This is a genomic window from Enterobacter sp. SECR19-1250 (assembly GCF_013391025.1).
Lineage (GTDB): Bacteria > Pseudomonadota > Gammaproteobacteria > Enterobacterales > Enterobacteriaceae > Enterobacter > Enterobacter cloacae.
Map to the genome: position 1 here is coordinate 1 of NZ_JACASJ010000139.1, position 10,115 is coordinate 10,115.

The following is a 10,115-nucleotide window of genomic DNA, read 5'->3' on the forward strand; positions in this document are numbered from 1 at the left end:
CTCCGCAACCACATGTTTTCACATGGTTGTTGCGTTGACCAATTGAATCTACAGCGGTATTCTTTTTTTCGTGGCCTTGCTGCCATGGTCAACCCTCAATTATTAACTGACGTACCGCCTGATTAACAATTGAGTCAACTCCCCACTTTTCGGTTTCATAGACAAAAACTGAACCATCTACAATCCTTCCCATGAGTAATCCGTTTTCGACCCAACGTTTAATTGTACGGTTGTCAGGAATGGAGTCTTTGGTAAATTCGCGCTTACTCCAGAGACTCGCTTTCATTAGCTTTGCCATGGTTTCCTTCTCCATAAAGCCCGGCTGCACCCGGGCTGAGTGGTTTACTCGTTGGTGCTGGTGGCAGGGATAATTTTCTGCCAAATTGCTGACACATATTTTGCCTGATGGCGCGCATCAGCCAGGGCGTTGTGAACATCGCCAATGAATGGCATGTCACGCTTCGGATCGAAACCAACACTGCGACCGAGGGTAACAATCGTGCGTACATCATGATCGTTCCAAAATTCCCACGGGCAAATGCGTCCGGCGCGTTCGTAAGCTCCGCGCAGAATCACATTGTCAAAGGTGGCCCCGTTACCCCAGACCTTCATGTATTTGAGATTATATGCATGCCGGTGAATGAAATGGCTAAGTTCCGACAGTGCATCAGTGATAGGCATCGCATCATCAACGCAAATAGCTGAGCGCGCTTCAGGGATTTGTTTTAGCCACCAAAGAATTGTATCTCCATCCGGTACCGCGCCTTGAGCCATTGCGCTTTCAAGCGAGACGGCCGTGTAAAATTCTTGGCCAAGTTCACCTGTTTGGGGGTTAAAAAAGACGGCACCAATTGAGACGATCGGCGCGTTTGGCTTTTTCCCCATTGATTCGAGGTCAATCATTAAGTCGTTCAACTGCTTTCTCCATTGCTAATTCTGCGATTAAAGCCGAGGGGACAACCACCGGCATTGGTACTCTGACTATTTGGGCTCGTACTCTATCGATTTCCCCTGCCAGCTCCAGCAGGCGGGAGCGGCAATCCTCTGCCTCTTCTCGCCACCAGGCCAGGTCGGCCTTAAGGCGGCGCAGGCGCCGCTGTTTGAGTTTGCTCACCATGGCAGCCACCCCATCCCCTGAAGTGCGCTGATGACCAGCAGCACGAACATAACTGCGTCGAATGGGTTAGGCATTGGCCACCTCCGGAGGAGGGAAGCTTGGAAGACCGTCATATACCTGATCAAGATGGCCACGCACCTGCATGCGGCGAAGAGCGCTGTACATGTAATCGCATTCTGCCTGCTTATTGGCGGCGAAAGGCTTGGATGATTTATTGCACCACATAGCATTGCCTGGCCATCCGTGAACTTTATAGACACGGCCATTTTTTACATGGAGCAAGCCCCATCCGGTAGGAAGTTCATGCACCTCAATAAACCCAGGCTCAGCCATAAAGAAGCGCCAGTCACCCATCCCTTCGCTCGGCATTCTGCGAAATGGTTTCTTGCGGTCAGCCAGGAAGTCAGCGCGGGAGCATTTCACCTCTATCAGGCATGAGGCCAGATTCCTGAACCCCAGCGCATCTGGCTGCTCACCCGTAGACACGGCAGCAACAAAGCGATCATGAAACGCTACTTTGAATCCGTTGTTCTGGAGGAATTTGCAAGCCAGCACGCAGAGCTCACTGTGAGTTAAGGCCATCACTTCACCTCCTGCTGCGGTGCTGCTGGCAGAGGCATCCAGTGGGTCACTCCATAACCATCCTCAAGCGGGAACACATTCACGGTCGCATTACCTCGCCTGAATGTTGAGCCGGTAAACTGGGCATCGTGGATGCTTGGTGGAACAGTATCAGAATTGAAATTTATGAAAATAAGCACCCTATCATTCTTAGTCGGCATCCGATCACTGCACGGAATCCACCCCTGTACAGGCTCAGCACCCTGAAGAATGGCGGCGCGGCAGGCGTTCCATCCGACAGCTTTTCCGTGTTCAAACGCGCTGTCAAAGTCATCATCCATTTCCATCGCATCAGGTACAGATACCGGCGCTGGCGGGGCGGTGTAAAACTTCGTGCCAAGCGGCAACCGTTTCATCTTGCTAGCTCCCTTAATAATTCGGTGAGTTGATGCTCCACCGAGGTCTACCGTGCCGTCCATAACCAGTCCATCACGCTGCTCGGAAACCTCACCCACAGGCTCCGCTTCGAGCGATGCCAGCGCGATACGCGCATTATTAATCAGGAGGCTATCAGCAGGAGATAAAACAACATGAGCGTTACCATCCGCATCAATTTCAGAATTCGTAATTTTTCTGAACAGCTTTGCCAGTTCTCTGGTAATAGTGCTCATGGGCGAATCTCCGTCCTGCCACCAAGTAAGCGGATTGCGACTCGTTCCCGGAAGGTAAGCGGTCGATGGTGTCCGCGGGCATTAACAATTTCAGGCTTTCCATTAGGCGGATAATTGACCCTGACCGATTGACCATCTAGCGCGTGAGAAGCCTCGAGTAGTGCTGACTTTAAGTGCGCAGGGCACTCTTTCTGCACCCGCTCGCCGTCTGAAATGACACCTGCAATCCCCTGAAGCATGCTGGCTAAATTGCTGAGATAATTTTTCACATTCACTCTCCTTTACCGGTGCCATAGGCAGATAAGCACTCTTCAAATCCAGCCTGATTATCCGTTTGACCAAAACTGAAGCCATTCTGAAGACCATGACGAAATGCGCTATCTTGCAATTTATCTGCGCTATCGAGCTTCGCTTCCAGTTCAGCGATTCGCTTCTCTGCGGCTTCCAGCTCATCCAACAGCGCCAGCACAGCATCCGGCGTGTCCGCCTCTTTGAATTCCAGCCGGGCTATCGTCGCTTTGGTATAGCGTGAAATGTTTCCCAACTCTTTTGCTTTCTGCGCCGCCTCACGCAGTGCCTGATAGTCAATCTTGCTCACTGGCTGCCTCCTTTGCGAAGCTGGGCAGCAAAGTCAACTAACCACTCAGTCATTTCAACCTTCCCTACCAGGTCTGAACCAGGGTGCATACAGCAATCACTCTGCGCCGCTTTGAAATCCTTACACTCATATTCTTGGGCCACCAGATTTTTTGCAGCTTCTATAGCAGCATCCACCCCCTGCGCCCGTACTTCAGCCAGGAAAGCGTCGGTGGCTGGGGTTTTGATTTTCTTCGCTGCGGCCTCAATTTTTTCTTTCGTTTCGCTACCAATTTCGCTTGAGCCCAGCTTTCCGATGAAGCCAACGATTTGGTCAGGGAACTGCTTCAGCCATGCATTCTCGGTAGCTAATTCAGCAATCTGCTTCTCAGCGTTTGACAGTTGAAGGAGGAGTTCTTCAACTAACGTCACACGCATCACTACCTTCTGGCAGTCGTTGCGTTTAGCTCTGGCGATTGTGCCGCGCAGAGTCGCGTATTTGTTGGTGGTCATTGGACGGACTCCTGACGAAGATGGTTAATTTCGGCGTCAAGGCTCATTCGCTGGTCCATCGATTCCGTCAAGGCGGCAAATGTAACGTCCAGGCGAGTGGCTACCTCACGCATCAGAGAGGCTTCTGCTGGTGGCAGTTTCCCCGCCGCAGCATGGGCTGCGGCTACCAGTTCTTTTATCTTCATGCGAGGCATGCGCGTAATTCCGTAAGCTCATTGAAACGGTTAATGAACAAGCCATATGCCTGGCCTGGGCGAAGAGGAACGATCTGGATAATGTCGCTGGCCGGAATACCTTCGAGGCAAGGCCAGAGTGAGCCGTCGTCGATATCCAGATCGCGGCGTTCCGTGGCAAGCATCACCAGATCGGCGTATTTCACTACCGCTGACATATCAGGGGTGATGCTGAATTTGGCCCGGATCAGCTGTTCTACCCGCTCTTCAATGCGACGGTAATCTGGAAGCAATGCTTTCAGTGGGGCAGGGATGTCCTGGCAATAGGCTTCAGCTGCGTCATGCATCAGGGCTTCAAAGGCAAACTCTGGCGGCACAATTTGGCTGCACAGTACCGAGTGCTGGGCCACGCTGTAAAATTCCGGCAGATGACCACTGAAGCGGCAGATTTGGGAAAGTGCGGTCGCAATATCCTCGATCTCTACGTCGTCAGTGGTTGAATTGAGGTAATCGAATTTCTTACCTGAAAGTGTCTGGATATAACTCATCGTATTTTCTTCTCCATATTTGGCAGCTGCACCTGCGCCATTTTTTGGTTGTACGAATCCCTCGCCATTGGCGATTAATAAAGGGAATTACGCTTCAATAAATCCCCGCGGCGCCGGGGATTTAATGCAGAGAAATTACGCTTTAAAGTTACCGATAAAGGTTTCAACCGGCTTGTCGGTGAACTTCTCGATCAGCAGGTCACGGAACTCGTTGGCGATAGCTTCTTCCTGGGCTTCCAGTTGAACGATGCGGAGTACAAACACCGGTTCCCCGCTTTTAAGCAGGCTGTTACGCAGGCTAAAGCGGCGTTCTCCCAGGCCTTCATATGGCACGCATTTGAACTCGAAGGCGACAGGCATCACGTCTTTACTGCTGGCTTCAACGCTCTGCATCAGGGACTTTCTGCCGCCAAAATCTTCGTCTTCATGAGCTGCTTCCGAGACTTGTTTGATATTGACGCGACGAACGGCACCAGCTGCCTGCGCGATGGACAACACATTCCCGTCGGCATCAAATGCGCTCAGGAAGTCGGCCCAGTCCTCCAGCCATTCAGCAATTTCCTTCTGGCCCAGTCGATCGCCATTTACCTGAAGTAGGGCTCGGAATGGCGCTGTCTTTTTGAGGGTGATAGATGCGACGTTATCAGCATGGCCAGGGTTAGCCAGAGTACCGATATTGAACACGGAGCGTGCGGTCATGTTATCAGCATCGATAAAGCATCGCGCCGGTTCAGCTTCGTTGGCATAGCCAGCTGCATAACGAACAAAGTCAGGAATGCTGGTTGTGGTCATGGCACCGCGGAAACGAAAACGCTCCAGATCGAAACGCTCAAGGCTCTCTACGTTTACGCCATCAGGGAGCAGGGCAGTAGGGCATGCTGTTTCTTTAACTGCAGTAAGGTGATAACCGGAAAGAACAAGGTCTTTCACCTGCTGCAGGGCATTGCCGTCTAAAATCTGGGACATAAAATTTCCTTAATATGTGGTCAAAGGGATGTCAGTGATTTGTCTGCTGCGGATCACTGTGCCGCTTTAAGCTTTCCGTCAACGCCGCCGTTGATCCCGAACAGCTGCCCCTGATCTTCCTGCAGGATGGTCAGCTTGCCGCCTTTGTTAACCCACATTGGTGTTTCGGTGGTGTCTTCTTCGGAGGCTTTACCGCGCGGGGTGGGGGTGACGTAGTTCAGCTTGTGCTTGATCTTGAAGCGCTTCTCTTCGACGGAGTTACCCATACGCTCAATATCAAAGGTGAGGACTACTTTGCCTTTGGTACCGTTGTTCAGAACGCCAAGCGCGGTAGTGTTTAAAGCTGCCGCGATCTTGTTCATGAACACGCCGGCATCCAGTTCGCCCAGGAAATCGGGCACTACGGTCATGCGGTCATTACTCATGGTTTAACCCTCTGTGAGGCGGCTGCCACCGCCAGTGGAACTTCTCCATACACAACAGAAAAGGGCACCTGCGCTTCGGCTATGGGTAGGAGGTCCATTTCCATAGCGCCCGGGTGGATTGGGGAATGAGCCCGTCGCCCGGTGATGCCCTTGTCTCTTGTGTAAAAAAGGTGCCCACCGATGTGATGGGCAAAGACTACACACAGCAATGATGTTGTTGTGGCGGTGGTGCCTCCACCTGCCGGACCGGCCAGAACCGACGACGCTACACCTTAAGAAACGTATTCATTTCAAAGTTGAAATAAACTTATTGGCCTCGTCACGTGCGCAGAGCCGCATTACCACAACTGGAAGCGCACTCCGCCAGGTAACAAACCGATCCCCATCAGTGAAAAGAGGAATGCGCTTTCATGTTGTGTTGCGATTCATCAGCCCCGGTCCGTCGGCGCCACCTCGCCGGGGCTGATGTAAAGGGCAGTTACGCTGCCAGACGGCTTATTGGTCTGTGAGGTATTTCAAGTCCTGCATCGCGGGGTTTGCTCTCCGCCCCAGGTTCTCCCCGCTATTCTTTAGCGCGCAACCTGAGAAAACCGCCTTCAAGTCTTTCGGCTTTCGCCATGTTCAATAGTGCTGTGACGCCAGGTGCTTATCTTCTGGTTGCCTCAAAGGGCTGCAATTCATCACAACTGGAAGCGCACTCCGCCTGTTTACTTACCTGTCATCCACAACCGATAGTTGATGGAGTGCGCTTTCACGTTGTGCCCTTAAAAAGCTGGCTGTCACCCTCAGGGGAAAGTGAACAGCCAGAACAGGGATCACTTCATATTGCTTTGGCCTGCTTTTAACCACATCAGGCGCGGTGGTTTGGTGTCGACAGAAAAAAATCTAACTTAACTTAGTTTATTGGTCAAGCGAAAACATCAAACTAAACTTAGCTTGATGCTTAGAGGAAGAGCGGAAGGGGATTAGAGTTCGTACTGAACGCCTTTAACTACTCCAATAATGAGGCAGTTACCATTGATCGGGATGTTGGGGTAGCGAGGATTTAGTGGGACTAAAAATTTTTGTGGGCCATCAATGACCAGTTTTTTAACAGTCGCTTCGTTAGTACCATCAATACGCGCAACAACAATCTTGCCATGAAGGGGTTCGGCATCTGGATCGACAATAACGGTTGCCCCTTCAGGAATTGTTGGGAGGCCATTTGGATTGGTCATTGAATCCCCTTTGACCTCTAAAGCGAACGAGCTATCCCCAATGCGTAGTGAGGTTTCAACCCATTTATCGACATCACTGAATAAATCAGCGGCCTTACATTCCGTAAACTGCCCAGCTTGAACCCAAGAAATCACGGGCACACGCCTCATTTTAGTTATGAGGGTCCCTTCAAATTCAGTGCCGTAAAGAATGTAATCTATTGATGTATTGAAGAATTTAGCCAGCTTAACCAGCGATTCTCCGTTTGGGATATTCACATCCTTTTCCCAATAACCCACTGCTACGTCACTCACTCCGCAGAACTTACCCAGTTCTTTTTGAGAGGTTTTTGTAACCCTGCGTAGGGCTTTAATGCGCTGACCAACCGTTTCCATGAAAGCACCAAATTTAAAAAAGACTAAGTAATCTTAGTTTTTATTGACCAAAGTTAGATTGGTTATTAATATCTAACCAAACTTAGCTAAGGAGGCTTCATGACAACCGACGAGATTGAACAACATTTCGGCAGCACTGAGAAAGTTGCCGAATTTTTTGGCATCACCAGTGAGGCCGTTTACCAGTGGCGTAATCGCCCCGGACGCTTAATCCCTAAAGGACGAGCTGCTGAAGCTGCGTATCGAACTGCTGGTGAACTGGAATTCAACCCAGAACGTTATGGCAAGAATACAGCGCCTAACGATCAGAAATAACCACAGAAGGGAGGACCTAGCCGTGGGTATAGAACCTGAATGGAAAGTAGATAAGCAGCCAGCCTGGCTGGTGGCCGCAATCAAAAAAACGATCACCGAGCTTCCTGGCGGGTATTCCGAAGCTGCTGAGTGGTTGGGTGTGACCGAGAACGCGCTGTTTAACCGGCTGCGTACCGATGGTGATCAGATCTTCCCGCTCGGTTGGGCGATGGTGCTTCAGCGTGCTGGTGGTTCAAACCACATAGCGAATGCTATTGCACGTCACTCGAACGGTGTGTTTGTGCCATTGGCTGATGTTGAAGATATTGAGAACGGCGATATCAACCAGCGTCTCATGGAGTCAGTTGAGTGGATCGGCAGGCATTCGCAATACGTTCGTAAAGCTACCGCTGACGGCGTTATTGATGCTCAGGAACGCGCCCAGATCGAAGAGAACAGCTATCAGGTGATGGCTAAGTGGCAGGAACATTTGACGCTGCTTTTCCGTGTGTTTTGTGCGCCGGAAAAAGGTGACGCCCGCGAGTGTGCAGCTCCGGGCGTCGTGGCAGACAAATCTTGTATGGAGAAGTAATCCGCATGACCAGTTTAACGGCTTTTAACCGTTTACCGCAACTCAGGATGATCCCGGTACCGGGCGCTCCGTTGTTTCGGTATGAACGCAGAATAGCAAACCGCTGGGTGCCATGTAACCACAGTCGGGCGGTCGCAATTGTGGGGGTTTACTACAGGAAGGCGAAACGCTTATGCGCGAAGTTAACCGAAGGTTCAAAGACCACAGAGGTATCCCCGTTCGGGTTATCCGGTGGGAGCCTGAAACGCGGCGTGTTATCTACCTGCGAGCAGGGTATGAGCACGAATGCTTCAGCCCGCTTGAGTTATTCAGGCAGAAATTCAGGGAGATAACGAACGAACATGAGCCAGATATTTGAAATCGTTCAATCGCTATCGGGACAACGGAACTGCATCACCATTCCGGTGCCTTACCTCGATTTTTTCTCAGGTGACCAGCAGGCGCATGCCTTAGGTGCTGTTCTAAACCAACTTGTGTTCTGGTCGGGTAAATCCGACTTGAATGATGGCTGGTTCTACAAAGAACACAGTGAGCTTGCCGCTGAGATTCGAGGGGTAAGTGAAGATCAGGTACAGCGCCTGGTAAACAAGATTTGCACTCGTTGGCTTCCTGACGTAGTTCAAAAGACCCAGCGCCAGGTAAATGGTACAAAAAAAACGCATTACCGCATTAACGGCGAAGCGCTAATTAACGTTTTATTCCCTGTAACACTGGATTCCGCAGAATCGCGGAACGGGAAATGCGAAGTCGCGGAACCTATTCCGCAAAATCACGGAACCGAAAACGCAGAACCGCAGAACCCTAACCGCGAAGTCGCGGAACCTATTCTCTATACAGATCATTACTCAGATCATCACAAACAGATCATTAACCCCTCTTGTCCGGTTGCGCCGCAACCAGACCCTGAAGTGTTGATCACTGATAACGCCATCCTGGTTTTAACTCATTTGAACCAGGTTAGCGGCTCCCGGTACCAGAAATCTAAAACCTCTTTGGAAAACATACGTGCGCGTCTGCGTGAAGGTTATACCGTCAGCGACTTGACGCTGGTGATTGACCTCAAGCATGAACACTGGAACGGCAACGATGCGCAGTATCAGTACATGCGGCCTGAAACTCTCTTTGGGCCGAAAAAATTTGAGGGTTATCTGCAAAGCGGGATCCGCTGGGATAAAAAAGGCCGTCCCCCGCGTGAAAGCTGGGGCGAGAAGAAACATGACCCGATGAAGTTCGGCCCGGTAGATACCAAAATTCCAGAGGGGTTCAGAGGATGATTGAAAGCAAATACTGCCGTGCGCTGGTTGAACTGCGTTCAAGACCAGCCCACGAGTTGAAAGAGGTCGGCGATCAATGGCGCACTCCGGATCTGTTGTTTTGGGGTATCAATGCGATGTTCGGCCCTCTGGTGTTGGACCTTTTTGCCGACGACAGCAACGCGAAGTGCCCAGCATGGTACACGGCTGAAGATAATGCCCTGACACAGGATTGGTCTGAGCGTCTGGCAGAACTCGGTGGTGCCGGGTTTGGCAACCCGCCTTACAGCCGCTCTCAGTATCACGACAAGCAGGCCATTACCGGAATGACCCACATCATTAACCACGCTATGGCAATGCGAGAAAAGGGGGGGCGGTACGTTTTTCTCATTAAGTCTGCGACGAGTGAGACGTGGTGGCCGGAAGAAGCAGATCACGTCACATTCATCCGTGGCCGAATTGGTTTCGATCTTCCTACATGGTTCGTGCCGAAAGACGAAAAGCAGCAGCCAACCAGCGCATTTTTTGCTGGCGCTATCGTGGTCTTCGACAAAACATGGCGGGGTGAACGTTTCAGTTACATCAACCGCACCGACCTGGAGGCCAAAGGCCGTGCTTCGATGTCGCTGGCCCAGTTTGCCGTGGGAAGAACGCAAACTGATGCGGCGCCGGAGCTGGACGCTGAGGTAGTGCCGGAGAAATCAGAGGCAGAACTGCCATTAACCCAAAAAGCCATTCTGGAAACCAGTGGTGTAGAAGCTTGGGCCTGTGTTGTCGCGGCGTTCGGCGAGAAAGATGAGTACACCTTCAGCGAGTCAAAGTTTGGTCATACCT

Annotated in this window: 17 protein-coding genes; 5 read left to right on the forward strand and 12 right to left on the reverse strand. The window is 51.2% G+C overall.

From position 1 onward, the window contains the following. Nucleotides 1–88 precede the first annotated feature (88 nt). From HX884_RS23535 to HX884_RS23590, 12 genes are all read right to left on the reverse strand, one after another. The gene (locus HX884_RS23535; RefSeq protein ID WP_001515618.1) at nucleotides 89–298 is read right to left on the reverse strand and encodes a hypothetical protein; all 210 of its coding nucleotides are present in this window, start codon (nucleotides 296–298) and stop codon (nucleotides 89–91) included. A gap of 44 nt (nucleotides 299–342) precedes the next feature. Then, nucleotides 343–915, reverse strand: a complete 573-nt coding sequence (locus tag HX884_RS23540) for a 3'-5' exonuclease (protein ID WP_063929866.1) — start codon at nucleotides 913–915, stop codon at nucleotides 343–345. Further along, complete coding sequence (locus tag HX884_RS23545) at nucleotides 896–1,117, reverse strand: hypothetical protein (protein ID WP_063929865.1); 222 nt, start codon at nucleotides 1,115–1,117, stop codon at nucleotides 896–898. The genes HX884_RS23540 and HX884_RS23545 overlap by 20 nt, the downstream gene beginning before the upstream one ends. Nucleotides 1,118–1,183: 66 nt before the next feature. Beyond that, on the reverse strand, nucleotides 1,184–1,699 hold the full coding sequence (locus tag HX884_RS23550; RefSeq protein WP_063929864.1) for a hypothetical protein: 516 nt from the start codon (nucleotides 1,697–1,699) through the stop codon (nucleotides 1,184–1,186). Next, complete coding sequence (locus HX884_RS23555; protein WP_063929863.1) at nucleotides 1,699–2,349, reverse strand: DUF551 domain-containing protein; 651 nt, start codon at nucleotides 2,347–2,349, stop codon at nucleotides 1,699–1,701. Before HX884_RS23555 ends, HX884_RS23550 begins: the two co-directional genes overlap by 1 nt. A gap of 271 nt (nucleotides 2,350–2,620) precedes the next feature. After that, nucleotides 2,621–2,947, reverse strand: a complete 327-nt coding sequence (locus tag HX884_RS23560) for an ead/Ea22-like family protein (RefSeq protein ID WP_074168468.1) — start codon at nucleotides 2,945–2,947, stop codon at nucleotides 2,621–2,623. Beyond that, a complete protein-coding gene (locus HX884_RS27365) occupies nucleotides 2,944–3,438 on the reverse strand; it encodes a hypothetical protein (RefSeq protein ID WP_237766370.1) in 495 nt (164 codons plus the stop codon). Before HX884_RS27365 ends, HX884_RS23560 begins: the two co-directional genes overlap by 4 nt. Beyond that, complete coding sequence (locus HX884_RS23570) at nucleotides 3,435–3,632, reverse strand: hypothetical protein (protein WP_016247400.1); 198 nt, start codon at nucleotides 3,630–3,632, stop codon at nucleotides 3,435–3,437. Before HX884_RS23570 ends, HX884_RS27365 begins: the two co-directional genes overlap by 4 nt. Then, entirely contained in the window at nucleotides 3,620–4,159 is a 540-nt protein-coding gene (locus HX884_RS23575; RefSeq protein WP_063929862.1) for a hypothetical protein, read from the reverse strand. Before HX884_RS23575 ends, HX884_RS23570 begins: the two co-directional genes overlap by 13 nt. Before the next feature lie 135 nt (nucleotides 4,160–4,294). Beyond that, nucleotides 4,295–5,125, reverse strand: coding sequence for a YfdQ family protein (locus tag HX884_RS23580; RefSeq protein ID WP_047352165.1), 831 nt, complete (start codon nucleotides 5,123–5,125; stop codon nucleotides 4,295–4,297). Nucleotides 5,126–5,178: 53 nt separating this feature from the next. Next, nucleotides 5,179–5,550 carry a hypothetical protein gene (locus HX884_RS23585; protein WP_178328879.1) on the reverse strand — a complete coding sequence of 124 codons (372 nt, stop codon included), beginning with the start codon at nucleotides 5,548–5,550 and terminating at the stop codon, nucleotides 5,179–5,181. A 965-nt stretch (nucleotides 5,551–6,515) separates the two neighbouring features. After that, a complete protein-coding gene (locus HX884_RS23590; RefSeq protein ID WP_001515607.1) occupies nucleotides 6,516–7,142 on the reverse strand; it encodes a LexA family transcriptional regulator in 627 nt (208 codons plus the stop codon). Nucleotides 7,143–7,241: 99 nt separating this feature from the next. On the opposite strand from HX884_RS23590, the gene HX884_RS23595 reads away from it, so the two are divergent. The 5 genes from HX884_RS23595 to HX884_RS23615 form a co-directional block, all read left to right on the forward strand. Continuing rightward, nucleotides 7,242–7,457 carry a Cro/CI family transcriptional regulator gene (locus tag HX884_RS23595; protein WP_016247396.1) on the forward strand — a complete coding sequence of 72 codons (216 nt, stop codon included), beginning with the start codon at nucleotides 7,242–7,244 and terminating at the stop codon, nucleotides 7,455–7,457. 22 nt (nucleotides 7,458–7,479) lie between these two features. Then, entirely contained in the window at nucleotides 7,480–8,028 is a 549-nt protein-coding gene (locus HX884_RS23600) for a YmfL family putative regulatory protein (protein WP_016247395.1), read from the forward strand. A 172-nt stretch (nucleotides 8,029–8,200) separates the two neighbouring features. Next, nucleotides 8,201–8,386, forward strand: a complete 186-nt coding sequence (locus tag HX884_RS23605; RefSeq protein WP_024191785.1) for a DUF4222 domain-containing protein — start codon at nucleotides 8,201–8,203, stop codon at nucleotides 8,384–8,386. Further along, complete coding sequence (locus tag HX884_RS23610; RefSeq protein WP_016247394.1) at nucleotides 8,370–9,302, forward strand: conserved phage C-terminal domain-containing protein; 933 nt, start codon at nucleotides 8,370–8,372, stop codon at nucleotides 9,300–9,302. The genes HX884_RS23605 and HX884_RS23610 overlap by 17 nt, the downstream gene beginning before the upstream one ends. After that, nucleotides 9,299–10,115, forward strand: an 817-nt coding sequence (locus HX884_RS23615; RefSeq protein WP_178328880.1) for a phage N-6-adenine-methyltransferase, incomplete at its 3' end; no start/stop codon positions are given. The genes HX884_RS23610 and HX884_RS23615, both read left to right, overlap by 4 nt.